The sequence below is a fragment of the Pseudoruegeria sp. SK021 genome, from assembly GCF_002119405.1.
Classification (GTDB): domain Bacteria; phylum Pseudomonadota; class Alphaproteobacteria; order Rhodobacterales; family Rhodobacteraceae; genus Meridianimarinicoccus.
The window spans coordinates 504,325-528,992 of the sequence record NZ_MTBG01000001.1 but is presented as its reverse complement, the minus strand read 5'-3'; the positions used below and the strand labels follow the sequence as shown (position 1 = coordinate 528,992).

General features: G+C 58.8%; 26 protein-coding genes and 2 pseudogenes. 18 read left to right on the top strand and 10 right to left on the bottom strand.

Annotation, left to right across the window (positions count from 1 at the left end):
* From BV911_RS19720 to BV911_RS20330, 3 genes and pseudogenes are all read left to right on the top strand, one after another.
* The coding region (locus BV911_RS19720) for a hypothetical protein (protein WP_205963786.1) at positions 1-190 on the top strand (190 nt) is incomplete at its 5' end.
* Between the two features lie 237 nt (positions 191-427).
* The gene (locus BV911_RS19715) at positions 428-697 is read left to right on the top strand and encodes a hypothetical protein (protein WP_205963783.1); all 270 of its coding nucleotides are present in this window, start codon (positions 428-430) and stop codon (positions 695-697) included.
* Between the two features lie 326 nt (positions 698-1,023).
* A pseudogene (locus BV911_RS20330) lies at positions 1,024-1,209 on the top strand (IS5/IS1182 family transposase); the annotation flags it as partial.
* Positions 1,210-1,390: 181 nt separating this feature from the next.
* Here BV911_RS20330 and BV911_RS20300 read toward each other — a convergent pair.
* A complete protein-coding gene (locus tag BV911_RS20300; RefSeq protein WP_305775365.1) occupies positions 1,391-1,543 on the bottom strand; it encodes an ATP-binding protein in 153 nt (50 codons plus the stop codon).
* Positions 1,540-1,764, bottom strand: a complete 225-nt coding sequence (locus BV911_RS20295; protein WP_305775364.1) for an ATP-binding protein — start codon at positions 1,762-1,764, stop codon at positions 1,540-1,542. Before BV911_RS20295 ends, BV911_RS20300 begins: the two co-directional genes overlap by 4 nt.
* A 242-nt stretch (positions 1,765-2,006) precedes the next feature.
* Between BV911_RS20295 and BV911_RS02520 the strand changes: the two are divergent.
* The 5 genes and pseudogenes from BV911_RS02520 to BV911_RS02500 all read left to right on the top strand — a co-directional run bounded on the left by BV911_RS02520 (position 2,007) and on the right by BV911_RS02500 (position 7,903).
* Positions 2,007-2,638: pseudogene (locus BV911_RS02520) on the top strand (transposase).
* 506 nt (positions 2,639-3,144) lie between these two features.
* Positions 3,145-3,813 carry a hypothetical protein gene (locus tag BV911_RS02515; RefSeq protein ID WP_086051984.1) on the top strand — a complete coding sequence of 223 codons (669 nt, stop codon included), beginning with the start codon at positions 3,145-3,147 and terminating at the stop codon, positions 3,811-3,813.
* Between the two features lie 19 nt (positions 3,814-3,832).
* Complete coding sequence (locus tag BV911_RS02510) at positions 3,833-4,870, top strand: hypothetical protein (protein WP_086051983.1); 1,038 nt, start codon at positions 3,833-3,835, stop codon at positions 4,868-4,870.
* Entirely contained in the window at positions 4,870-6,525 is a 1,656-nt protein-coding gene (locus tag BV911_RS02505) for a peroxidase (protein ID WP_086051982.1), read from the top strand. Before BV911_RS02510 ends, BV911_RS02505 begins: the two co-directional genes overlap by 1 nt.
* 13 nt (positions 6,526-6,538) lie before the next feature.
* Positions 6,539-7,903 (top strand): cytochrome P450, encoded by a 1,365-nt coding sequence (locus BV911_RS02500; RefSeq protein WP_086051981.1) that lies wholly within the window; start codon positions 6,539-6,541, stop codon positions 7,901-7,903.
* Between the two features lie 60 nt (positions 7,904-7,963).
* Here the strand turns inward: BV911_RS02500 and mnhG are convergent, their stop codons facing one another.
* The 8 genes from mnhG to BV911_RS02460 all read right to left on the bottom strand — a co-directional run bounded on the left by mnhG (position 7,964) and on the right by BV911_RS02460 (position 14,172).
* Positions 7,964-8,269 carry a monovalent cation/H(+) antiporter subunit G gene (gene mnhG / locus BV911_RS02495; RefSeq protein ID WP_086051980.1) on the bottom strand — a complete coding sequence of 102 codons (306 nt, stop codon included), beginning with the start codon at positions 8,267-8,269 and terminating at the stop codon, positions 7,964-7,966.
* Positions 8,266-8,631, bottom strand: a complete 366-nt coding sequence (locus BV911_RS02490; RefSeq protein ID WP_086051979.1) for a monovalent cation/H+ antiporter complex subunit F — start codon at positions 8,629-8,631, stop codon at positions 8,266-8,268. Before BV911_RS02490 ends, mnhG begins: the two co-directional genes overlap by 4 nt.
* The gene (locus tag BV911_RS02485) at positions 8,628-9,107 is read right to left on the bottom strand and encodes a Na+/H+ antiporter subunit E (protein WP_086051978.1); all 480 of its coding nucleotides are present in this window, start codon (positions 9,105-9,107) and stop codon (positions 8,628-8,630) included. Before BV911_RS02485 ends, BV911_RS02490 begins: the two co-directional genes overlap by 4 nt.
* Entirely contained in the window at positions 9,104-10,600 is a 1,497-nt protein-coding gene (locus BV911_RS02480) for a Na+/H+ antiporter subunit D (protein WP_086051977.1), read from the bottom strand. The genes BV911_RS02485 and BV911_RS02480 overlap by 4 nt, the downstream gene beginning before the upstream one ends.
* The gene (locus tag BV911_RS02475; RefSeq protein ID WP_086051976.1) at positions 10,597-11,001 is read right to left on the bottom strand and encodes a Na+/H+ antiporter subunit C; all 405 of its coding nucleotides are present in this window, start codon (positions 10,999-11,001) and stop codon (positions 10,597-10,599) included. The genes BV911_RS02480 and BV911_RS02475 overlap by 4 nt, the downstream gene beginning before the upstream one ends.
* 3 nt (positions 11,002-11,004) lie before the next feature.
* Complete coding sequence (locus BV911_RS02470; RefSeq protein WP_086051975.1) at positions 11,005-11,424, bottom strand: Na+/H+ antiporter subunit B; 420 nt, start codon at positions 11,422-11,424, stop codon at positions 11,005-11,007.
* The gene (gene mbhE, locus BV911_RS02465; protein ID WP_086051974.1) at positions 11,421-13,724 is read right to left on the bottom strand and encodes a hydrogen gas-evolving membrane-bound hydrogenase subunit E; all 2,304 of its coding nucleotides are present in this window, start codon (positions 13,722-13,724) and stop codon (positions 11,421-11,423) included. The genes BV911_RS02470 and mbhE overlap by 4 nt, the downstream gene beginning before the upstream one ends.
* 193 nt (positions 13,725-13,917) lie before the next feature.
* Positions 13,918-14,172, bottom strand: a complete 255-nt coding sequence (locus BV911_RS02460) for a hypothetical protein (RefSeq protein ID WP_086051973.1) — start codon at positions 14,170-14,172, stop codon at positions 13,918-13,920.
* A gap of 309 nt (positions 14,173-14,481) precedes the next feature.
* Between BV911_RS02460 and rfbC the strand changes: the two genes are divergently transcribed.
* The 10 genes from rfbC (at position 14,482) to BV911_RS02410 (ending at position 24,616) form a co-directional block, all read left to right on the top strand.
* Positions 14,482-15,045: a dTDP-4-dehydrorhamnose 3,5-epimerase gene (gene rfbC, locus BV911_RS02455; RefSeq protein WP_086051972.1), complete on the top strand. Its 564-nt coding sequence runs from the start codon at positions 14,482-14,484 to the stop codon at positions 15,043-15,045.
* A gap of 4 nt (positions 15,046-15,049) precedes the next feature.
* Positions 15,050-16,090, top strand: a complete 1,041-nt coding sequence (rfbB, locus tag BV911_RS02450) for a dTDP-glucose 4,6-dehydratase (RefSeq protein WP_086052032.1) — start codon at positions 15,050-15,052, stop codon at positions 16,088-16,090.
* Positions 16,087-16,950, top strand: a complete 864-nt coding sequence (gene rfbD / locus BV911_RS02445) for a dTDP-4-dehydrorhamnose reductase (protein WP_086051971.1) — start codon at positions 16,087-16,089, stop codon at positions 16,948-16,950. The genes rfbB and rfbD overlap by 4 nt, the downstream gene beginning before the upstream one ends.
* Positions 16,947-17,825 carry a glucose-1-phosphate thymidylyltransferase RfbA gene (gene rfbA, locus BV911_RS02440; protein ID WP_086051970.1) on the top strand — a complete coding sequence of 293 codons (879 nt, stop codon included), beginning with the start codon at positions 16,947-16,949 and terminating at the stop codon, positions 17,823-17,825. Before rfbD ends, rfbA begins: the two co-directional genes overlap by 4 nt.
* A gap of 99 nt (positions 17,826-17,924) precedes the next feature.
* The gene (locus tag BV911_RS02435) at positions 17,925-18,716 is read left to right on the top strand and encodes an ABC transporter permease (protein WP_240512110.1); all 792 of its coding nucleotides are present in this window, start codon (positions 17,925-17,927) and stop codon (positions 18,714-18,716) included.
* Between the two features lie 357 nt (positions 18,717-19,073).
* Entirely contained in the window at positions 19,074-20,291 is a 1,218-nt protein-coding gene (locus tag BV911_RS02430; RefSeq protein WP_139840017.1) for a capsule biosynthesis protein, read from the top strand.
* 31 nt (positions 20,292-20,322) lie between these two features.
* Positions 20,323-20,973, top strand: coding sequence for an ABC transporter ATP-binding protein (locus tag BV911_RS02425; protein WP_371587758.1), 651 nt, complete (start codon positions 20,323-20,325; stop codon positions 20,971-20,973).
* Complete coding sequence (locus BV911_RS02420) at positions 20,970-21,899, top strand: NAD(P)-dependent oxidoreductase (RefSeq protein WP_168183957.1); 930 nt, start codon at positions 20,970-20,972, stop codon at positions 21,897-21,899. The genes BV911_RS02425 and BV911_RS02420 overlap by 4 nt, the downstream gene beginning before the upstream one ends.
* Entirely contained in the window at positions 21,896-22,507 is a 612-nt protein-coding gene (locus tag BV911_RS02415) for a sugar transferase (RefSeq protein ID WP_086051965.1), read from the top strand. Before BV911_RS02420 ends, BV911_RS02415 begins: the two co-directional genes overlap by 4 nt.
* 288 nt (positions 22,508-22,795) lie before the next feature.
* On the top strand, positions 22,796-24,616 hold the full coding sequence (locus BV911_RS02410) for a nucleoside-diphosphate sugar epimerase/dehydratase (RefSeq protein WP_240512109.1): 1,821 nt from the start codon (positions 22,796-22,798) through the stop codon (positions 24,614-24,616).
* Positions 24,617-24,668: the final 52 nt, after the last annotated feature.

The window sequence follows — 24,668 nt, the reverse complement described above, 5'->3', positions numbered from 1 at the left end:
GGGCGTCGAGCTGTCCCTCTTTCATCCCGTCGACCCGCCCGAGATTGGCGACAACCCGCAGCCGGGGCTTGCCGGCTTCGTTTCGGAACGACTCGACTATCTGAAGATAGCGGCGACCGCCGCTCTCGGTGATGCGCGTAAACATGGAATGCAAAGTATTCGATCTTTAGCTATATTCCAAGTAACATAAGTTATAGGACGTGTAACTACACGACTTTCACCGAAATCAGTCTTACACAGACTCCAACCCATTGAAACTATATGCTGGGGCTCGAAGATCCTGCCCAAAATCGAGCCGATTTTGTCGAACTTGGGTGACATGTGCCCGGTGCGGCCGACGACTTTCGGTTGCCTATACCGGGAACCCGAAAAGCCGCCCCGTCTATCGCTGCGACAAGCCCAATTTAATGATGGGTTACCCCGGTGCATGACCTCCGGTGGTCCCCGAGTGGAGGCGGCTGTTGCGCGGGAACTGCTGCTCACGGTAGAACCGTGGGCAATCGAGGCCGCGTTCGAGGCCGAGCGGATGCACCGGGAACGACAAGAAAATCAACGCCAGATTCTCGATCTGGAGCTTCTGCAGGCGCATTTCGAGGCCACTCTCGCCGAGCGCCGCTATGCCGCCTGCGATCCCGGCAATCGTCTTATCGCCTCCCAGCTGAAGAAAAACTGGGAAATCGCGTTGCGCCGCGTGTAAGAACTGGAAGCACGCCGACCGACCGAAACCCCATCGGCCATCGAGGTTGATTCATGCGCTTTTGCCAACATGGCGGATAACTTGTCTGCTGCCTAGAAGGCGCCTGATGTGACAATGCGTGCCCGTCAGCAACTGCTACGGCCATTGACTGCCGACATCATTGTGGATGTCGACGAAACGGTGCGCGACGTCGTCCTCACAATCCACTGGCGGCGCGGCCAGCACTCAGATCTGCGCGTTCGCAAACCCCGAGCCGGAGAGCACGGATGCGCGACCGCTGAAGACGCCTTGGCAGTAATGCCCAGCATGGCCGGTCTTGCCCGACGAACGCGAACAAGCAGAACTCCAGGCCGAAGGAGGATTGGGACGCAACACTCGTCGATCCGACTGATGTGCCCCGGGCCGAGCGCGAGTATCTCGACACGCTGAACGAGGCCGCCTTCGGTGCCGCCAGCGAGGTCCAGCCCAAGTTCACCTCGCATTCGGACTCGGCCAGTCAGTGGACGGCGGCGCGGTGTAAATGCTGGATCAAATTTCCCCAGAAGTGCTGGCGCAAAAAATCCCCACCTCTCGGCTTGGGCGATCCGCCGGAGTATTGATTGGCACCTTCGATTTTGGGTGGCCGACCACGGCGTTTTGGCGGTGGCGGTGGCGGTGGTGTGATGTTGGCATGCGGCCGGGTATGCTCCGGGATTAGGTCTGCATGGTGGCGCAGCCGGTAGCTGGCCCCTCGATCTGGACAACGACGGCATGGTGCAGCAGGCGGTCCAGCAACGCAGTAGCGACGACGGGATCGCCAAAGATTTCGCCCCATTCCGCGAAGCCCCGGTTTGACGTCAGGATCATCGCGCCCTTTTCGTATCGCGCGTTGACCAGCTGGATGATTGAAGGGGACTGTGGCCCCAGTGGGGCCGCGTAAGCCCCGGACCGTTGGCACCACTGCTGGTAATCGGCAGATAGCCGATCTCATCGACAATCAGCAGGGACGCGCGCGCATAGAACCGAATCTTCTCGACCAGGCGGCCTTCGCGTTCGGCTTTGCTCAATGCCTCGATCAGTTCGGCCAAGTGTTGTTCTGGCTGCAGCCCGAGAATGGGGAAGCGGGCGCGGGACCTGAAAATTCTTGGCTAAACGAGAACCAAAATTTGCTTTGAGATCATGTATCGAGTGGAGATGGATTATCTAAATTGCTGAAAATAAATGGCCGATTTCGAATGCTCCGCCCGTTTATCGGTTCAAAATCCTAGACCGAGGACGCATTGATCCCCGTGGTCCTGCGTCATTTACAGCTAGAAAACGGCGCGGTGGCATGAGTGAAACTTTCTGGCTGACAGACGCGCAGCTGGCACGTCTGGAGCCTGTCTTTCCGATGTCGCACAGAAAGCCTCGGGTCGATGACAAGCGGGTCTTGAGTGACATTATCTTCATTAACCGCAATGGTTTAAGGTGGCGAGATGCCCCATCAGCATATAGCCCCGCACAAAAGGCTCTACAGTCGCTGGAAGCGTTGGAGCGACAAAGGCATCTTTGCGTGGATGATGACGGGCCCGGCCGCTGAACATGGCGACGACAAGGCCGCGATGATCGACGCGACATATTTGAAAGCACATCGAACAGCGACCAGCTTAGCCGGGAAAAAAGGAGGGACGATCGATTGACCTGTCCATCACCGCCGGACAGGTGAGCGACTACATCGGCGCACTGGCACTCCTCAATGGCCTGCCATGCGTCAAATGGCTCATCCGAGATCTCGACTATGACGCTGACTGGTTCAGAAAATTTTTGCAAGACAATCGGATACGCGATTGCATCGCTCGTGGAAAGCAGCGGAAGATGCCGGTCAAGTACGACAAGCGCCGCTACAAGCGTCGAAACCGCATCGAAATCATGTTCGGCAGGCTCAAAGATTGGAGACGTGTGGCGACCCGCTATGACCGATGACCCAAGGTCTTCCTATCGGCCATCGCCATCTATTGGTTATGAAACCCGACCCTAGAGGTCTGTATCCAGAGCCGCCGTTCGGAGGCCTGCGTTGAGCAGATTCGTTTTTGGCACCGGTGCCTTTGCGGGGTTCCGAAGAATGTCCGGCCCCGTGTACAGGTCGGGATGGGATATGGCTTGCTATCAAAGTACCAGATTACCTCCGCAATATAATGATTGTGAAAAAACGGTCCTTTGCCTTCTTTTGGCTTTGCAGCAAAGCTTCCTGCGCCTGCTTCAGAATTTTACACATCTTGGTGGTGCGTTGAATACCGCGTTATTCATTGGGTGAATCTGCTGTGCAAAGGCGGCAGTATTTCAGGGCTGCACAAGCTACTCGTTGGCCCGGTGCCACCCGCTTTGGGCGGGAAAACTCGATTGCATCCGAATATGTTTCGACAGCCCGGGATTGCGGCGTATAGTTGACCTAAAGGCAATCGGGACAATGCCCGTGCCCGGGGGGACAGATGTCGAATATTGCCGGCAAGGCCTATGCCATGAATGTCGTAACACCCAGCAAGCCGATTCTGACTTGGCTCAACCGCCTGATATTCATGGTCGCACGCGGAGTGCCTTCGGTGCTGAGCGGTTTGATGGGGCTATCTTTGATCCATTTCGCGCGCTGGGTCATCATCAGGCGTGAAGATTGGCCGGATCTCGGGCAGGGCAAAGAGGACCTTCAAAACGATTACATGCTGTTCTGCTCAAATTTCAACGGCACGTGGGATCAGTATATCGATGCGTTTTCGGATGGAATTCCCAATGGGTTGAACCTGTTCTGGTACACGGCGACCAAATATCCGCAATCGATTCCGGTGACGGCATTCAAGAATTATATTACCTACAATCAGGTATTTACCGACTATTATTATAATGGGACGCCCGGGTCCGCACAGCGCGATATAAAAAGCGCCATGCGGGTGAATGAGGTGGTGCAGGCGCTAAGCGCGGCCCACGCCACCCAAAGCCCCGAAGCCTTTGCTGCGACCTATCGTGAGTTGTTGACCTCGGTGCAGGGGGATCTGGGCGAGCCGGGATTTGGCCCTGTGGCCAGCTTGGATACCGAACGCGCCGATTTAAACCGGGCCCCCAATGTGCAGCGATTGTCCCGCATCTTTAACGCCACGCGCAGCTGACGGACGAGGGAGATTTGAGATGCCGAATTTCGATACCGGGCACTTGTTCCTGACGTTTCTGACCCCGATCAAGGGCGGATCCGAGGCTTTGGCCATGGGCGGCATGGCCAGCCATGAACAGATCGTCAAGACGGTTTTGGGGCTGCTGCCCACGGCCCTACAATCACCTGCAACGCGGGACATCGGCGAAAACAGCCCGTTCTGCCGCAACCGTCAAACCCATCTATGCCGCTACATGGTGTTGGACGATGTGACCTACAACGGGCGCACGGCCAAAAACGCGCTGGTGGCGTCCATCCAAGGGCAGGACCCGATCCATCCTCAGCCGGTGGACCGGCTGAACGCCGCGTATCTGATGTTCGCCGCCGATATTGACGCCGTTATGGACGAGGGCGACCCGTTGCCTGCCCATTTAGACCCCGACCAGCAAGCGTGGGTGCGCGACGCGTATTTGCGCCGTCTCTGGACTACGATGCAGCCAGAACTTCGGTCGATTTACCGGCATTGTTATGGGTTCGAAGCGGTCACTTCAGCCGAGGATTTCGCCGCCTATATGGCCCGCTGTCAGATCGAAACGACCCTGCCATTCAACGATTACTGGATCGCGCCACCCACGCTGTCGAACCTGCCGATCAAGGCGCTGGGGATCGTGGCTGCAACGCCGGTGGTCGCGGCGCTTTTGGGTTTGATCGGGGTGGTGCTGGGGCTGAGCACCGCACCGGTCTTGGGCTGGATCACCGGCTGGGGTTCAGGGGCGACGGCGCTGATTGGGACGCTGGTGTCTGTCGCGGTTCTTTATGGGGTGTATCGTTATGTGATGGCCAATGGGCAAAATCCGATGCCGCCTGCGAAATACGGCGATCTGCCGTCCGTGTTAAAATCTCTCTATCTGCAACAGACCTTCGCCGATTTCACTGTCGAGTCTCAGGGGCAAAGTCCAGAAGCCCTGCACGCAGCCTTCGGTCACTATATCGACAATCACAAGCCGGCAGACAAGATGGCACCAAGTCAGGCGCCGGGGGTCATTTCCATCGCTGCCGAGGGCGGGGTGATCTGATGGACACCAGCCGCACCCTTAATCTGGATGACATCCAAGGCAACATTCCCCGCGCTTACGGGCGCTATTCCTTTCCGTTCGCCCGATATTTTTTCCTGCATATCGAGGATCCGGCAGCCGGACGCGCATTTGTGAACCGGGTCCGGGCCAAAGTCACCACCGCCTCGCGTTGGACGCCTGAAACCAAACCTCTGGTCACCCTGAATATCGGGTTCACCTTTTTCGGCCTCTATATGTTGGGACTGCCGACCCGGACATTGCAGGGCATGCCTGAATCGTTTGTGGATGGCATGAAGGCGCGGGCTTTCATTCTGGGCGACCGGGACAATACCCAGACCCAAGAGGCGGCCGAGGCGGATGCGTGGTGCCGCCACTGGGATCCGATCTGGCAACAGAATCGCCAGCCGGGCGGTCAGAACGACGTGCATATCTGGATGTCGATGAATGCTCAGGTCGCCGCCGAAGGCACCGCGCAGCCGTCGCCCGCATTAGAAGAGCAGACCCTGTGGCTGCAAGAGATCTGCAGCGCGCTTGGTCAAAAGGTCCGAATCCTCGCGACCAACGGCCAAGCCGGGGACCAGTTGTATCAGGCGGCCTCGGCGATCTTTGCCGACTACAACGGGATCAAAGTGCCGACCCCGAAAGAACATTTTGGCTTCACCGACGGCATCGGCGATCCGGTGTTCGCCGGGCAATTCCCGGCCGAAGAGGAAAAGCTGGCTGCGATCGGGCGGGGCAAGCGCATGAGCCGTGGTGCGGGGTGGGTGCCATTGGCCACGGGCGAGTTTCTGTTGGGCCACCCCGATGAAAGTCAGGAGATCCCGCCAACCGCACCGCCGCCCAACCTGATGCATAACGGCAGTTTCATGGTCTATCGCAAGCTGCACGAGAATGTTGGAACGTTCGACGCGGTGATTGCTGAGGAGGCTGAAACCTTCGCGGCCCAAAAGGGGATCAGCGTGGATGAGGCTGCCGAAACGATCAAGGCCAAGATGGTCGGGCGTTGGTCTGATGGTGTGCCCTTGTCGACCGTGCCAACCTTCACCGCTTGGCGGGCGTTTCGTGCAGACAAAGGCCTTGATGACCCCGATCCTTTCAGGGCTGCAAAGGCATTGCGTGCCTATCTCGGTTCGCCCGAGGCGTCGGATTTTGGCTTTGCCGACGATATGAACGGGATAAAATGCCCGGTCGGGGCGCATCTGCGTCGGGTCAACACCCGGGATTATCTCGATCCGCTCAATCAGGCTGGGGCAGAAAACCCGGATGCGTCCACTCAGTTGAACAAGCGCCGCCGCATTCTGCGGCGCGGTCTGCCCTATGGTCCTTCAGTTTCAGATCAGCGCAGCGATGAGACCGAGCAGGGCGTGGCGATGATGATCATCGGTGCCAGCATCTTTCGCCAGTTCGAATTCGTGCAGCAGCAATGGGTTCAATATGGGCTGGATTTTCATCAGGGCAACAACACGTGCCCGATCGTGGGCAATCATGATCGGCACAAACGGTTCACGATTCCGGTCGACCCACGAGACGGGGCCCCACCGTTCATCATGAGTAAGTTGAAGACGTTCGTGGAGCCGCGCGGGGGCGATTATTTCTTTCTTCCCTCGCTGTCCGCGTTGCAGATGATCGCGGCAGGCGTCGTCGATCCAACCTGAAATTGGAACAGGTATGATCAGATTTGGTGCAAATCTTTGGTCGGCGACCGTCACGCATCTGCGGTGCTGGGGGAATGGGCTGACATCGGCGGTCATTTTGGCGGGAGATGCGATCGGCGCGGCGCGGGCGCCGGGTGGGATAGCGGCCAATGCCGGTGCGCTGTTGGCCTCGCCCGAGAAACAGCGCCGTCTTTTCGACGTGCTGCGGGTGTTTGCGCCCAATCTGTCCACCCGTCGAAAGCTGGCGGCAAGCTATGACAATTCTGGAACCGTGGTGGTTTCCCGGCGCGCCGATGTGCTTGAGGTCTTGGCGCGCGATGCGGATTTCGAAGTGGTCTATGAATCGCGCATGCGCCAGCTCACTGATGGCGATAACTTCTTTCTCGGGATGCAGCCGGGCTGGGCGTACACCCGGGATACGTCGGCGATGCGGTTGGCTGCGCGGCGGACCGATGTGGCCGAGATCGTATTGCCTCAGGCGCAGACCCTTGCCGCGCAACGGGTTCGGGACAGCGGCGGGCGTCTGGATTCACCGCAAGCTTTGACCCGGCACGTGCCGTGGGACATGACCGCGCGGTATTTTGGCGTTGGTGGCCCAGATGCGGCAACGATGCAGGATTGGACGACGACGCAGTTTTGGTACCTGTTCGGCGACCTTGGCGCTGATCCGGTGCTGGAGGCAAAAGCGCTGGCCGATGCCGCCGCGCTGCGGGCCTATTTGGATGGGGCGATTGCTGCCCGAAAATCCGACCCGACCGCGGCGCCGGATTTGCTCAACCGCTGTCTGGCGCTACAGGCCGCTGGGGTTCCGGGGATGACCGACCTTGGCATTCGAAACAACCTGCTTGGCCTCTTGATCGGCGCGATCCCAACAATTTCCAAGGCCTGTTGTCTGGCGCTGGATGAATTGTTCCGCCATCCGCAGGCGCTCTGCCGGGCGATGACGGCGGCCCGGGAAGGGGATGATGCAACGCTGGCCGCGTCCCTGTGGGAGGCTCTGCGGTTCAATCCGCACAACCCGGTGATCTATCGCCGCGCGGTCAGGGACTGCGTTATTGCCCAGTCTACCCTGCGCAGGATGCGGGTGAAAAAAGGTCAGATCGTCTTTGCGGCGACTCAATCGGCGATGTTTGATCGCAGCGCGTTTCAGGCCCCCAACGACTTTCTGATTGACCGACCATTTGGCGATTACATCATTTGGGGGACGGGGATGCACACCTGTTTCGGCGCGGCGATCAACGAAGCGCTGATCCCGGCGATCCTGAAACCGGTCCTCGCACAGCAGGGGCTTGGTCGGGCCGTTGGGCCCAGTGGGCAGATTGACACGGGCGAGACGCCTTTCCCGCAACATTTCACCGTGACCTTCGACCCTGTTTAACGCTGGAGAGAAGGTCTCTGTTGGCAAAGGCCACAGGCTTGTCGAAAAAAGCCCGGAGCGTCAGGAGCGCGTTTTTAGCGCGTGCTTATGGGCACGAATTCGCACTGCGGCGCGTCCGATCATGTGCGCGGCGATGGGGGCGGTCAGCAATAGAAACAGGGCGATCGACACGGCACGTGCGGTGACGCCGCCATCGTGGAAGAACACGGCTGCGGCGGCCAAGGTCAAAATACTGCCCAAGGTTCCGGCTTTGGTCGAGGCGTGCATCCGGTTCAAAAGGTCGTGCAGCTTGAAGACACCCAAGCCTGCAATCAACGTGAACGCGCCGCCTGCCAGCGCCAGAATGCCAATCAGAATATCGGTCATGTGCGATCCTTTGACTCTGAGCTTGCGGCGGGTTCTTCGGGCGTATCATTTGAGGACAGAAACGGGTCGGGGCCACTGTGATGCCGTTTCAATCCGCGCTCGGCATAACGGGCCAGCGAAACGGTTGCCAGAAACCCAACCAACGCCAAGGCAATCGCCACATCCAAAAAGACCGGCGAGCCGCTTTCAATTGCATAGAGGGCACAGAACACAACGATCGAGACCGTCATCATATCCAGTGCCACGACCCGATCAGCCAGTGACGGGCCAATCACAAGCCGGATGAAACCGAACAAAACGGCCACCATGACCATCGCGAACGACAGGTTGATGGCCAGTGAAAGAAAACCGTCTGCTGTCATGATTCAAACACCCTTAAGACCATATGTTCCATTCCGGATTTCAGATCGCGGATGACCTGATCGGGGTCTTGAGCGAACATCGCGTGGACATACAGGGTCTTGCGATCTTCCGACACATCAAGGCTCAGCGTTCCGGGGGTCAACGAAATCAAGTTGGTAACCAGCAAAATCTCAAGATCCGACTGCGCATCAAGCGGCATTTCCAGAATCTGCGGCTTGGACAGATCGCGCGGTGTCAGGACACTGTACGCCACCCGCAGACTGGACATCATCAGATCATAGGAAAAGAACAAAATCAGCTGGACGATCCGTACGACCCGAACGAAATAGATCCGGCTTTCGCCAAACAGCGGCGCGGCCAGCCACAAGGCGCCATAGCCGATCAGAAAGCCAGAGATCAGCGCGTTGAAGGTAAAGGTGGCCGACAGGGCCGCCCAAACCCCGGCCAGCAGGATATTGATCGCGAATAGGGTCATGGCAGCACTCCCCGAACCGCGGTCAGATACAGATCCGGTGATAGCAGCTGCGCCGCGACCTGCTCGGATATCTCAAGGATCGGCTGTGGAAACACCCCGATCAAAAGGGTCAGAAGGCCAAGCGCAGCGATCGGCAGGACCAGTGCCAGACGATCCGAACCCAAGGTTGCCAGCGACGGCTCGCGCGCCTCAGGGTGCGGCTTCCAGAACGCTTCGGACCAAAGGGTCATCAGCGACAGGATGGTCAGCAAACTGACGATCAGGGCCACAGCGGCAACCACCCACATCCCTTGGTCGAGACTTGCCTTGACCAGAAGGACCTTGGGCCAAAAGCCGGACAAGGGCGGAAAGCCGGACAGCGCAAAGGCCGGGATCAAGAACAGCACGCTCAGCAGCGGGGCGGTGCGATACATCCCGCCGATCAGGCGCAGGTCGGTTCCGCCGGTCACCCGGGCGATCACGCCGGACACCAAGAACAGGTTGGCTTTTACAATGACGTTGTGAATCAGGTAGAACACCGCGCCGGTGATGGCCAACGGGCTATGGATCGCCAAGCCGAGGATCAAAAAGCCGATGGAACTGACGATCTGGAACGACAGAATGCGCCGGATCTCGGTCTGTGCCAGCGCGCCGATCACCCCGACAACCATGGTCAGGACCGCGACCCAAAGCAAAACTGCGTTGGTGAAGCCCGGATCTAGCGTGAAGATCAGGGTGAAGGTCCGCAGCAAGGAATAGACGCCGACTTTGGTCAACAACGCCGAGAAGATCGCCGAGGCGGCGAATGTCGGGGTGTGATACGAGGCCGGCAGCCATGAAAACAGCGGGAACACCGCGGCCTTCATGCCAAACGCGATCAGGAAAAACATCGACAGGATGACGATCAGTCCGGGCCGATCCGAGGCCAGAACCGCATCGTGCAGGTCGGCCATGTTCAACGTGCCGGTGACGCCGTAAAGCAAGCCGATGCCGGACAGGAACATCACGGTCGCGATCAGGTTCAGGGTCACATATTTGACCGCACCGTCGATCTGGGTCGGCTTTCCGCCCATGATCAGCAGTCCGAAGGACGCAATCAGCATCACCTCGAACCAGACATAGAGGTTGAACAGGTCACCGGTCAGAAACGCGCCGGTAATCCCGCCCAGCAGGATCTGGAAAATGCTATGATAGCCCAGCTTTTCCTGTGCCGGGTTAATTTCGCCCATGGCGTAGATTGCCACCGACAACCCGGTGATGGTGGTGAGCAAGACCATGACGGCGGACAGCATGTCGGCAACCAGAGTGATGCCATAAGGCGCGTCCCAGCCACCCATTTGGGCCGATACGACGCCTTCATCCGATACGGTTACAAACAGTGCCAGTGCGGCGACCAAGGCCAAAAGCGATCCGGCGACGGAAATCCAGCGGCCAGCACTGCTCTTCCGCGCGAGATAGGCCAAGACGGCAGTGGCGAAGGGCAGGATCAACGGAAAGGTCAGAAGCCAACTCATCCGGCGGACGTCTCATTTGAGGTCGCGGTCGACGGGTCCGGTCGAAGGTCTGGCCGGGGTTCGGCAAGGCGCATGTTGGAGGTCTCCAGTGTCCCCAGTTCGGAATAGGCCCGTATCGCCAACACAAGCGAGAACGCAAACAGGCCAAAGCCAATCACGATGGCGGTCAGCACCAAGGCCTGTGGAAGGGCGTTGGCGACATCACCAACCGGGGCATAAGCCCCTTCGGGAATCAGCGGTGGTGCCCCGGCCGTCAGACGGCCAGAGGCAAAGATCAACAGGTTGGCAGCGTTCGAAATCAGGGTCAGACCGAACAAAAAGCGCAACAGACTGCGGGACAGCATCAGATAGATGGCTGCGGCCACAAGGATGCCGACGCTGGCGGATAGCAATAACTCCATCGATCAGACCTCTTCTTCCAGGGCAAACACCAAGGCCAGAATCCCGCCCATGACCACCAGATAGACACCGATGTCGAACAGCAGGACGGAAGAGATCGGAAGGCCCTTTTCGCCTTCACTGGCGCCGAGGAACAACCACTGCCCGGTGAATAGGGCCTCGTTAAACACAATCGACACCAGCCCGGCCAGCAGGGCGAGCCCCAAGCCGATGATCGCCAGTTGTTCCGGCTCAATTCGCAGGGCAGAGCGCGCTTCCGCGGTGCTGAACGCGATCGCATAGAAGATGAATGCGGTAGAGCCGATCAACCCGCCGATAAAGCCGCCGCCGGGATCGTTATGACCGCGCAGGGTCATGAACAGCGAAAACACCAGCAGCAGGGGGACAAGAATGCGGGTGGCCGCATTGAGGATGACGGAGTTCACGTGCGGTCCTCCTCGGTCCGGGACTGGGATTTGGCGTGCTTGCCACCTTGGCGCAACAAGGCCACCGCCGACAGCGCCGCGACCACGACGACCGATATTTCGCCGAAGGTATCAAAGGCGCGGAAGTCGACGAGGATCACGTTGACGATGTTGCGTCCAAATGCGGTTGGATAGCTTTCTGCCGCAAAGTAATCTGTCAGGCGCAGGTCCAACGTGCCGTTGGTGACGGTGAGAAGGATCAAGCTGACCGTGGTGCCAACGGCGATGGCCAAGGCGGCGTGGCCCCAGCGGGCCCCCTCTTGTTCTCGTGAGGGCAGCACTGGCAGGCGCAGGGCGGCGACCCCGAACAGGACCACGACCAGCGTTTCGACCATCAGTTGGGTGATCGCCACATCCGGCGCGCTGTAGATGATGAAGATCAGGGCAACGCCGATGCCGACAACGCCCAAGCCGCCGATCGCCGCGATGCGGGACCGGGTCATCACGGCCAAGCCTGTGCCGGCGATCATCAGGATGACGACGAAATATTGCTTCATATGCAGGTCGGGCAGGGGGGGAATTTGAACGTTCAGCCCTGTCCGGCCAATCACCAGCAGCAACCCGGCCAGAATGGTGCCAAACACCACCAGCATGTACTGCCGCAGATCGCCAGTTTGAAGCCGGTCGGTCAGCCAGCCAGCACAGCGGGTGATGCCAACCAAGAACGCATCCCAGCCCCGGTCAAAGCTGAAGCTGGCATCGTCGATCCGTGTCAGACCAGCCCGCAAGCGCAAATGCCACAGGTACAGAATGATCCCGAGCAAGAAGGTGACGCCGCTGAGATAGAGCGCGGTATTCACCCCAGCCCAGAGATGCAACTCTTTGGCCTGTGCGGGGTCGCCCAATAAGGCGGCGACCGTCGGCGTGATCGAATTGTCCTGCAGCCAATGCGGGAACAGGCCAAAATACAGGCCAAGACCGCCCAGCAGCAAGGGGCCAACCAACATCTGCCATGGGGCTTCGCCCTTGGCTGAATTGCGCTCTGACAGGTTTTCAGCCCGGCCCCAGAACGGCTTTAGCGCGACGATGGCACCGACCGCGAACATCAGCGCGCTGGCCAGTAGGGTGGCAAGGATTACGAACACCACCGAGGCGGTCGATTCAAGGCCGCCCTTGTACAGCAGCTCTTTGCCGATGAAGCCCAGAAACGGCGGGATACCCGCCATCGACATCCCGGCCAGCGCCGCTGCCAGAGCGGTCAGCGGCATCTTGCGCCAAAGCCCGCCGAGCAATGCCGCATCACGGGTGCCGGTGCGATGATCGACACAGCCGATCATCAGAAATAGCGCAGCTTTGTACAGCGAATGGATGACCAAAAAGGTCACGGCCGCGGTAATGGCGTATCCGCCCGGCGCCGCAAGGAACAGAACCAGCGTCCCCAAAGCCATCAGCGTGGTATAGGCGAGGGTTTGTTTCAAATCGGTCTGGCGCAAAGCCACGACCGAGGCGAATACAGCTGTCACCCCGCCGAAAATCGTCAGGGTCCACAGCCAGACATCGGTGCCAGCCAAGGACGGATGCATCCGCGCCAACAGGTAGACCCCACCTTTCACCATAGTGGCCGAATGCAGAAAGGCACTGACCGGCGTCGGCGCAGCCATGGCGTTGGGCAGCCAGAAATGGAACGGCAACTGTGCGGATTTGGTGAATGCGCCCAGTACGATCAGAACGAAGATGGCCAGATAGGCCGGGCTGTCGCGCAGCACTCCGCCCATTGCGCGGATTTCGGACAGCTCGTAAGTGCCCGCGACCTGGCCAATCACAATGACCCCAGCCAGCATGGCGAGGCCCCCGGCACCGGTCACAAGCAATGCCTGAAGTGCCGCACGTCGCGAGGTGCCTGACGCGTGGGAAAACCCGATCAGCAGGAACGAGGTGATCGTCGTTAGCTCCCAGAACACGAATAGGGCGATCAGGTTGTCTGCCAGCACCACGCCCAGCATCGAGAGCATAAATGCAGTCAGATAAAGGGAAAAGCGGTCGTGTTGCGGATGACCCGCCATATAGCGCGCGGAATACAGCATGACCAAGGTGCCGATGCCGGTAATCAGCAAGGCAAATGTCAGGCTGAGACCGTCGATCACGAAGCTTAGATCGACGCCCATGCCGGGAACCCATTGGGTCACGTGGCGAATCGATCCGCCGTCGGCGACCGTAGGTAGGGCGCGCCAGAATGCGGCGAACAGGCCGGCAGCTATAATGGGCGGAAGCAGGCCCGGTAAAGAAAACCAATGCCCCTCGTCGTCGTGATCGTCTGCCATGCCGGTCCTTTTTCAATCTCGCGCCCACATTAGAGATGCAGGGCAGGTCATTGAATAGCAAATTTCGGTTTTCTGGCCGTTTTTCTGCCGCAGGTCTGCTTGGCGTCGGCACGAAAAAAAGCGGCCGCTTGCGCGACCGCTTTAAATCTTGATCGATGCGTCGGGCGTTTGAGTGCCCGGCGTGTCGCTGTGATTAGTTCGAGCTCGACGAGGAGGAAGACGAGGACGAATCGTCGTCATCCGAGCCGGAGTTGATGATCAGGGCACCGGCAACAACCAGTGCTGCAGCGGTCCAAAGAGCAGTGCTGCTCATGCCCATGCCGTAGCCCGCGTCAACAGGCGCAGCAACTACAACAGCTTCCGGCGCGGTCGGCGCCATGGAACCTGCGAAGCTGGCAGAGGAAAGTGCAATCAGTGCAGCGCTTGCGATAGCAGTAAACTTGACCATGGGTCGCTCCTATAAAAATCGTTACCCTGAACCTGACATTATCGCGTGATTGGGTAAAGTGCTTTCTTGCCGCGGATGCATTCAGAATGATGAAAATGTGGCCGATTGGCACCATCCTGCCGGGGCGGCTCTGAACTGCCGTCATTTGGTGTCCGGGCATCTTAAGAACGGGCCCCGGGTCAGGCGGCGCTAGGTGCAATGTGCAGGCGGAACCCCTGCATTGCTAGTGCTGCGGCGATTTTCCGATGTGACACAGCATAGCGTGCGGTTTAGAAGGTGCGGGCTGACGAGTAAAAATTGGGGTGTATCGTGCAAATAGAACCAACCAGCTTGCCCGGAGTGGTGGTGCTGACGCCGCGGCGATTCGGCGATGATCGCGGCTTTTTCTCGGAAGTTTATAGTCGAAAGGTCCTTGCCGGCCTGGGGATTGACTTGGAATTCGTGCAGGACAACCATTCGTTGTCGCGCGATGTCGGGGTCGTGCGCGGTCTGCACTTTCAGGCGCCGCCCCACGCCCAAGACAAGCTGGTGCGGGTGGGTGCCGGTCGCGTTGTCGATGTCGCCGTGGATGTTCGCACCGGTTCGCCGCATTTTGGCCAGTGGGTCGCGGTGGAGCTTTCTGCGGAAAATGGCAAACAACTGTTCATTCCGAAGGGCTTTCTGCACGGTTTCGCAACGTTGGAGCCCAATTCTGAACTTCTGTACAAGTGTTCGGACTATTATGCGCCGGAATGCGATGGCGCGGTTCGGTTCGATGATCCGGACCTGGCCATTGATTGGGGGGTCGATCTGACAACGGCCATTTTGTCGCCCAAAGATGCGGCAGCCCCCTTGTTCAAAGATTTCAAAAGCCCGTTTACCTATGTTGAGTGAATCCATGAAAATTCTGGTTACAGGTGGAGCCGGCTTTATCGGCTCTGCGGTTGTGCGTCTTGCCGTTTCGCGAGGGTATGAGGTCGTCAATCTAGATGCGTTGACCTATGCCGCGTGCCTAGACAATGTGGCGTCGGTCTCCGACAGCCCGCTCTATAGCTTTGAGCATGCCGATATCCGTGATGGCGCAGCGCTGGCGCGGATCTTTGCCGCGCACAAGCCAGATGCGGTGATGCATTTGGCTGCGGAAAGCCATGTGGACCGGTCGATTGACGGGCCGGGGGCCTTCATCGAAACCAATGTGAACGGCACTTATGAAATGCTGAACGCAGCCCGGGCCTATTGGGTGGCCGAGGGCCGTCCGGCCAATTTCCGCTTTCACCATATCTCGACTGACGAAGTTTATGGCTCGCTCGGCGCAACCGGCCAGTTCACCGAAGAGACGCCTTACGCGCCGAACTCGCCCTATTCTGCCAGTAAAGCGGCATCGGATCATTTGGTCCGGGCATGGGGCGAGACCTATGGGTTCCCCTTCGTTCTGACAAACTGTTCCAACAATTACGGACCTTTCCACTTTCCTGAAAAGCTGATTCCGGTGGTGATCCTCAAGGCTTTGGCCGGGGCACCGATTCCGGTGTACGGCACGGGTGAAAACGTCCGCGACTGGCTGTTCGTCGAAGATCACGCCGATGCGCTTTTGACGGTCCTGACCAAGGGCGACACCGGGCGGACCTATAATATTGGCGGTGAAAACGAAGCCTCGAACCTTGACCTGGTCCGGCTGATTTGCGGCATTTTGGATGAGAAGCGGCCGGGCAGCAGCCCCTATGCCGAGCAAATCACCTTTGTCACCGACCGTCCCGGCCACGATTTGCGCTATGCCATTGATCCAACCCGGATCAGGACCGAATTGAACTGGCGACCATCGGTTACGCTGGAGCAGGGGTTGGACAAGACCGTGCAATGGTTCCTCGACAACGAGGACTGGTGGCGCGCGCTGCAGGAACGCGCCGGCGTTGGCGAAAGACTGGGAAAAACAGCATGAAGATATTGGTATTTGGCGAGATTGGCCAAGTCGGGCAAGAACTTCAGCGCCGCGCCGGCGATATTGAGCTTGAAATTCGCGGGTTGGATGAGGCGAATTTCGAAGACCCCGCCGCCTGTGAAGCCTTCATCCTTCAAACCGATGCCGATGCGGTGATCAATGCCGTCGCTTTCACGGCGGTGGACAAGGCCGAAGAGATGCAGGATCTGGCCGAGATCATCAATGGCAGCACGCCGGCGCGTCTGGCGGCTGCTGCCGCGTCGCGCGGCCTGCCATTCGTTCAGATTTCGACCGATTATGTGTTCGACGGCAGCGGCGATCAGCCGTGGTCCGTGGACAGCATGTCGGGGCCGCTTGGCGCCTATGGGCGGACCAAATTGTCGGGCGAATTCGGCGTCCGCGCCGCCGGGGGTACGCATGCCATCCTGCGCACGTCTTGGGTCGTGTCGGCGCATGGCACCAACTTCATCAAGACCATGCTTCGCCTTGGTGCCGACCGCGATCAACTGACGATTGTGGCCGATCAAATCGGTGGGCCGACGCCTGCTGCTGATATCGCCGATGCCTGCCTCAGCATTGCGGCGCAACTGGTGGCGGATCCGTCCAAGACCGGCACCTATCATTTCAGTGGTGGTCCCGATGTCAGCTGGGCTGATTTCGCGCGTGAAATCTTCCGCCAATCTGGACTCAACTGCGACGTGATCGACATCCCGTCGACGGACTATCCTACGCCGGCAAAACGGCCGTTAAACTCTCGCCTCGACAACAGCCTGACGGCAGCGGTTTTTGGTATCCCACGCCCGGATTGGCGGGCCGGCCTTGCCGACATCCTGAAAGACCTAGGAGCAAGCACACAATGACCGATCGTAAAGGTATCATTTTGGCGGGTGGCTCCGGCACCCGCCTGTATCCGATTACCAAGGGTGTCTCGAAGCAACTGCTGCCGATCTATGACAAGCCGATGATCTACTTTCCGATCTCGGTTCTGATGCTGGCGGGGATTCGCGAGATTGCGATGATCACCACGCCGCATGATCAGGCCCAGTTTCAAAGCACCCTCGGGGATGGCAGCCAGTGGGGCGTGTCGATCACCTATATCGTGCAGCCATCGCCTGACGGGCTGGCGCAGGCCTATATTCTGGCCGAAGATTTTCTGGATGGTGCCCCGTCCGCGATGGTCTTGGGGGACAATATCTTCTTCGGACACGGTCTGGTGGACATTCTGGCCAACGCCAGCGCCAAACCAACCGGAGGAACGGTATTCGGGTATCACGTCGCCGATCCCGAGCGCTACGGCGTTGTGAAATTCGACAGCGACGGTCGCGCCGAACAGATCATCGAAAAGCCCGAGGTGCCGCCGTCCAGCTATGCGGTGACGGGCTTGTATTTCCTCGACGGGACCGCGCCCGAGCGGGCCAGAAAGGTACAGCCGTCTGCGCGCGGTGAGCTTGAAATCACCACGCTGTTGGAAATGTATCTGCACGACGGCGCCTTGAGCGTGGAAACCATGGGGCGTGGCTATGCGTGGCTCGATACCGGCACGCATGGCAGTCTGTTGGATGCGGGCAATTTCGTCCGGACCCTCACCTTGCGTCAAGGTCAGCAGGTCGGCTGTTTGGAAGAAATTGCCTTCGACAATGGATGGATCAGCCGGGATGACCTGCTGGCCGCCGCAGAGGTCTATCGCAAGAATGACTATGGGCGTTATCTGGCTGCGATCGCGGCAGAGCACTAACATCCCATCACGGGCAGCCCATTTGAAACTCTTGCCATTGGGGCGTATGGACAGGACTGGGTGGCGCGACAGCCACCCGGAATACTGTCTGGACCGGATATGACATCACGATTGATGCGACGCTTGGATTTCCGCACGCCCCGGGTGATCGCGGCCTTGGTGCTGCGCGAAATGTCGACCACCTATGGACGGTCGGCGGGGGGGTATTTCTGGGCGATTGCGGAACCCGTCGCGGGCACGGTCCTGTTGACTGCGGTGTTCAGCTTTCTTGCTAAGTCACCGCCGTTGGGGAACAATTTCGCGCTGTTCTATGCGAGCGGGTTGGTGCCGTTTTTGATGTATTCGACCGTGGCCAGCAAAGTCGCAATGGCGGTGAAGTTCTCCAAACCCTTGTTGGTCTATCCGAGGGTTACTTATCTGGATGCGATCATTGCGCGGTTTTTGTTGGCGGCTTTAACTCAGATTCTCGTGATGTATCTGCTGTTCACATATCTATTGATGTCGTCGGATACCGCCACGGTGATTGATTTCGATGCCATTGGTCTTGCGATTCTTATGGCGATGGCCCTGGGAGTGTCGATCGGAACCCTGAACTGTTTGTTGTTCTCGGTCTTTCCCGTCTGGGCGAATCTGTGGTCGGTTCTAAATCGACCGCTTTTTCTGCTGTCGGGGGTGATTTTCACCTATGAGTTGCTTCCGGAATCAATGGCAAAAGTGCTGTGGTTCAATCCGTTGCTGCACCTGACCGGCAAGATGCGGGAAGGCTTCTATCCGACGTATTCGCCCAATTACATCTCGCTGCCCTACTATGCGGCTTGGTGTTTTGTGCCGCTCGTGATCGGGCTGTTTTTCCTGCGCCGTTATCACAAGAAAATCTTGAATGAACTATAGCCTGCCTAGCCCCGTCATGATCAGATATTTTTCTTCTTTGACCGGACATGATAGAGCGCGTGGACGGGACGATGATGCCAACGAAAAGGGTGCACAGACGTGACAGGGCCACAACGCGCTGATCAACAGGCCGATGGCGGTCCTGAGGCTAAGGCACCAACTGCTGCGGAAGCTGGGCCTGCGGCGCAGGCTGCGGCAGGTCCGAAGCAAGGCACAGGAGCCAGCCAAAATCCGCCTGCTGCCCGGCCCGCAACTGCGCCGAATGCAGCGGGTCGACCGGCAGCAAAACCAAACCCCAATGTGCCTGCTAAGCGGGCTGGCACGCAGGTCGGTTCGCCGAACAAGCCCGGGGGCAAAATGCCCGCATCTCGGCCGCAGGGTGGTGCGCCATCGCCCGTTCGAAAGGTGCCGTCGCAGATTTCTCTGACGTCGCTGGATGCACAAGCCGGCGTGGCCAAAGCCCGCCCCAAGAAGCGCCACTTCTTTCTGCTGATCAGCTTCGTCCTGATGGTGCTTCTGCCCAGTCTTGCTGTGGTCTCGTATTTGTATTTTCTAGCCGCGGATCGATATGCCTCCAACGCCGCGTTCTCGGTTCATAAGGAAGATGGCGGGGGGGCCGCCGACTTGTTTGCCGGAATGCCAACCATGGGCTTAACCAGCGGTTCAACGCCCGACGCGGATATCTTGTATCAATTTATTCAGTCGCAGCAGATGGTGGAAACCGTCGACAGGGCGGTCGATCTGCGCGCTACGCTTGCCAAACCGTATTCTTCAGACCCAATTTTTGCGCTCGATCCGGATGCGACGCTTGAAGACCTTCTGGAGTACTGGGACCGGGTGGTTTCGATCATATATGAACCGGATTCGGGAATTATTTCCTTGGAGGTGACTGCGTTTGCGCCCGACAATGCGCAAGCGATTGCGCAGGTGATCCTTGATGAAAGCAGTACGCTTATCAATAAGTTGAGTAAGATCGCGCGAGATGACACCATCAGTCAGGCTCAGGAAGAACTGGACATTGCCGGGGGCCGTTTGAAGGAGACCCGACTGGAGATGTCGAAGTTCAGGGATCTGGAGCAGATCATCGATCCGACCGCCGATTTCGCTGGTCAGATGGGCGTCATCAGCGCATTGCAGCAAAGCCTTGCAACGGCGATGATCCGCCGGGATCTTCTGGTGGGCACGACAAGTTCAGCCGACCCCCGTATCCTACAAGCCGAACGCGAGATCGTTGCGATTGAGCATCGAATCGAAGACGAGCGAACCAAGGTCGGCACGCGCGCGACAGACCGTGATAAGGATGCGTTGTCCCGGATTGTGGGCGATTATGAAGGGTTGCTGGTCGATCGGGAATTTGCCGAAAAGTCCTATATCGCGGCGCTAGCGGCCTATGATGCCGCAGTGGCCGAGGCACGCCGCAAAAACCGGTATCTGGCGGTGCACATTGAGCCGACGCTGGCGCAAACTGCGATCTACCCGCGCCGGATGACCCTGAGCCTTGTGGCGATGGCCTTTCTGGCCATGGCTTGGGGGCTGTTTTCGTTGACGGTGTACTCCATCCGGGACCGTCGCTGACGAGGGCGGCAGAATGATTCGACTGGAAAAATTGACCAAATCATTTGCCACCTCAGGCGGTGGGCGAAAGTATTTGGTGCGTGACGTCACGGTGACCTTTCCGACCGGATCGGTCGTCGGGTTGCTTGGTCGCAACGGGGCCGGGAAATCCACTTTATTGCGGATCATCGCCGGAACGCAGGACCCCGACGAAGGCCGGGTCGTGCGGTCGGGAACGGTGTCTTGGCCAATCGGGTTTGCAGGGTCGTTCCATCCTGACCTGACCGGGGCCCAGAATACCCGCTTCGTTGCCCGGGTTTATGGCGCAGACACAGAATCGCTGACGGATTATGTCGAGGACTTCTCGGAATTGGGGGATTTCTTCTACATGCCGGTGCGCACGTATTCGTCAGGCATGAAGGCGCGTCTGGCTTTTGGCGTGTCGATGGGAATTCCTTTCGATACCTATCTGGTGGACGAAGTCACATCGGTTGGGGATCAGCGGTTTCGCGAAAAATGCGCTGAAGTCTTTGACACCCGCCTAAAATCATCCGGTGCTGTCATGGTCAGCCACTCGCTTGGCCAGATACGAGAGATGTGCCAATCGGGTGCTGTCTTAAACGGTGGGCAACTGCAGTATTATCCGGACATTGCCGAGGCGGTGGAGGCTCATATGCGAAATCAGCGCGAGACGCAGCCGTGAGTCCGTCCCAGCGGGTTCTGATTTTGGGCGGCGGGGGACGGGTTGGCCGGTTGCTATGCGGTGCATGGCGGCAGGACCCGTCATTGCCAGAGCTTGTGGTTCAGTCGCGCCACCCGGGGCCAGGCATCACATTTGTGCAAGATCCTGCGCCGGGCAATGAGGCGACGTTTTTAAAGGCGGTTGCTGCGGTTGCGCCGGATACGGTGGTGGCGTTGTGGGGGGTTACCCCGCATTCCACAACCAAAGACCTGTCGGAAAACAGTCGGTTGGCCTTGTTGGCCCTGAAAGCCGCGCAAGTGAGCGGCGCAAGACGGGTGGTGCTGACCTCGACGGGGGCGGTTTACTCGCCCTCCAGCCGCGGACATCGCGAAACAGACCGGGTTGACCCGCCCTCGGCCTATGGGCGGGCCAAATGGCAGATGGAGCAGGCTGCAGCCGACGGGTGCCGGGTTCAGGCGGCGGCCCCCACCGTCACGATTCTGCGTCTGGCCAATGTCATTGGGGCCGATTTGCTGGGCGATGTGGTGCGTCAAGCTGCGGGCCGGTGCGGGACCGACCCGCAGGCCTGCCTTACGCTCGACCGGTTTCCTGATGGCTTCGGTCCGCGCCGCAGCTATCTATCGCCGCGCACCCTTGCGCGCTGCGTGAGCCGCATCGCCGCGAGCGCCAGTTCTGTGGGTGGCGGGGTCTATAATCTCGCGGATGGCAACACGGTTTGGGATATGTCGGCGGTACTGCGCGCGCTGGAACGGGCAGGGTATCCGGTGGCATGGAAATGGGCCGCTGCGCCAGACACCGCTTTGCCGGTGCATGGGTTGAACACCGATCTATTGACGCGCGACTGGCCTGAACTGAAGGCGGATTTCTGCCAAACGCCGGACGCGCTGGTGGCTGACTGGCTGGCGGCAGGCGGCGGTACGCCATGACGTGGGGCAAGAGGTGTCTGGATGTCAGTGTGGCGGCGCTGATGCTGGTTCTGCTCAGCCCGGTCATTCTGATCGTGGCGGTGGCCATTGCCGTGCTGGATGGTCGCCCGATTTTTTACGCCTCCGAGCGCATGAAGACCCGGCATCAGGCGTTTACCTTATTGAAGTTTCGCACCATGCATGCTTCGGGTGCACGGCAAGGGGTCACTGGCGGAGACAAAGCAGGGGCCATCACCCGCACCGGACGCTGGCTTAGGGCCGTTCGGCTTGATGAATTGCCTCAGCTTTTGAACATCTTACGCGGAGACATCAGCTTGGTTGGGCCGCGCCCGCCTTTGCGGCTTTATGTCGAAGCTGCGCCAGAACTATATGATCAGGTTCTGCAAGCACGGCCCGGTCTGACTGGGCTGGCGACCCTGATGTACCACCGTCACGAGGCCGATATTCTGGCCGCCTGTACCACGCCCGCTCAGACACATGAGGCCTATTTGCGTCGATGTGTTCCGGCAAAAGCCCGGCTGGACCTGATTTATCTGCGTCATCAATCGGTCTGTTTTGATTTGTGGCTGCTATGGCGCACCATTTGTAGCGTGTTGCGATTGGGCTGAGGCAGCCCCATTGTCTGCTGCCCCCTGGCCCGCGGCGGTTTGAATGCCGCGGCGCACGCGCGGAAAATTGCCACATCTCCATTTTTTTTTTCGGCTCTATTGGTGTTGGCTAGTGGAAAGTGCTAGGGAAATGAAACGAATAGGGTTTTCTGTCTTTGCGCCAGCCTGGCACAGCCCGGAATTCGCAAGAATCCTTGGTCATAAGGCGGTCGAGATTTGCAGTTGAGTAGCCGGGTTGAACGAGCCTTCCGCTTTGCAACAGTTCTGTCTCGTAGGCAGAAGGCGGCGGTGCTTTTAACGGCAGATGTGTTGGTGGTTCCGCTGACCCTCTATCTGGCGCTGGCGGGGTATGAGAACAGCTTCGTCCTCGAACGCCAACTGCTCAGCGATTGGGAAACTGTGCCGATCCTGATGGGCCTTGCTGGGCTTCTGTCTTATGCCCTGAGTATGCCCTCCATCCAATTGAACGATTACGAAGCCGTCGGTCTACCGGCGGGTGCAGTCTTTGCGGTGCTGATCGGTCTGGCGGCCTTAGGTCTGAATGGGCTTGCCGATGGCGTGGCGCCGTTTTCGGCCTTTGTGACCTTCAGCGTGTTCCTGTTTCTCGGTATTCTTGCCGGACGGCTGACCATGCGCTTTTTGCTGCTCAAGCTGCTACATCTGCAGAATCCGCGCACCAATGTGCTGATCTATGGCGCTGGCCGGACGGGAATGCAGTTGGCCGCGGCACTGCGGCATGACCCGCGGATCATGCCGGTGGCCTTCGTCGATGATAATCCGGCACTGCGCCGGATGACTGTCGTCGGGCTTCCGGTCTTGTCCCCGGCGAAGCTGGAACAGACAATTGCAGAAAAAAACATCCGCCGGGTTCTGCTTGCAATGCCGTCCTTGTCGATGCCGCGCAAAATCCGTCTGTCACGGCGGCTGGAACCCTACGGGGTTGAGGTTCAGGCTTTGCCGTCATTTGCGCAGCTGGTTGGCGAAGAAGAGCTGGTTCATAAGCTGACGTCGGTGAAACCTGCCGATCTTCTGGATCGGTCGCAGTTCGACGCCGGGCTGGAGCATTCCGAGCATCTGTTCAACGGCAAGACAATTTTGATTTCGGGGGCAGGCGGGTCGATCGGGTCCGAGCTGTGCCGGCAAGTTCTGGCGTGTAGCCCGGCGCGGATGATCTTGCTCGATCACAGCGAACTGGCCCTTTACACGATCAACGCTGAGGTCGAAAGCCTGTGCAATTCGGTCGAGGTTGTCCCGGTCTTGGGGTCGGTCTGTGACGCGCGGATGGTTCAGAACCTTCTGGGGACAGAAAAAGTTGATGTGGTGCTGCACGCGGCCGCGTTCAAACATGTTCCGCTGGTTGAAAAAAATCCACTTGCCGGGCTGGCAAACAATGTCTTCGGTACCAAAGTTCTTGCCGATGCGGCCCGGGCATCTGGGGTGTCCCGGTTCATCTTGGTTTCGACGGACAAGGCTGTGCGGCCGATCAATGTGATGGGAGCCTCCAAGCGGATCTCCGAAATGATCGTGCAAGATTTGGCCTCGCGGTCAGAGGGGACTTTGTTCTCGATGGTGCGGTTCGGAAACGTGCTGGGCTCCTCCGGGTCGGTCATCCCGTTGTTTGAGCAGCAGATCGCGAATGGCGGTCCCGTGACCCTCACCCATGAAGATGTCACCCGATATTTCATGACGATACCAGAAGCGGCGCGACTGGTTCTTATTTCCTGCGCGTTGTCGCGCGGCGGTGATGTTTTCGTGCTGGATATGGGGAAGCCGGTTCCGATCCGAAAGCTGGCACACCAGATGATCCAGGCCGCTGGATATACGGTCCGGGACGCTGTGAATCCCGATGGGGATATCGAGATTCAAGTGACCGGTCTGCGCTCGGGCGAAAAGCTGCACGAAGAGTTGCTGATCGGCGAAGAACGTGTCACCACAGCGCATCCGAAGATCACTCGCGCGCTTGAGGATTGCTTGTCCGAGATCGAGATCGCAACCGTCCTTCGCGAATTGCGGACGGCCATCGATACGAATGATGCGATCACGGCGCATGCCGTCCTCAGCCGGTGGATCGAAGGGGCGATGACGCCCGAGAATGTAAAGCTGGGTTAGGCGGACAGTTTGTGAGAGCAGGAAAGACCGGGACGTCCACAGTCAAGAAAGT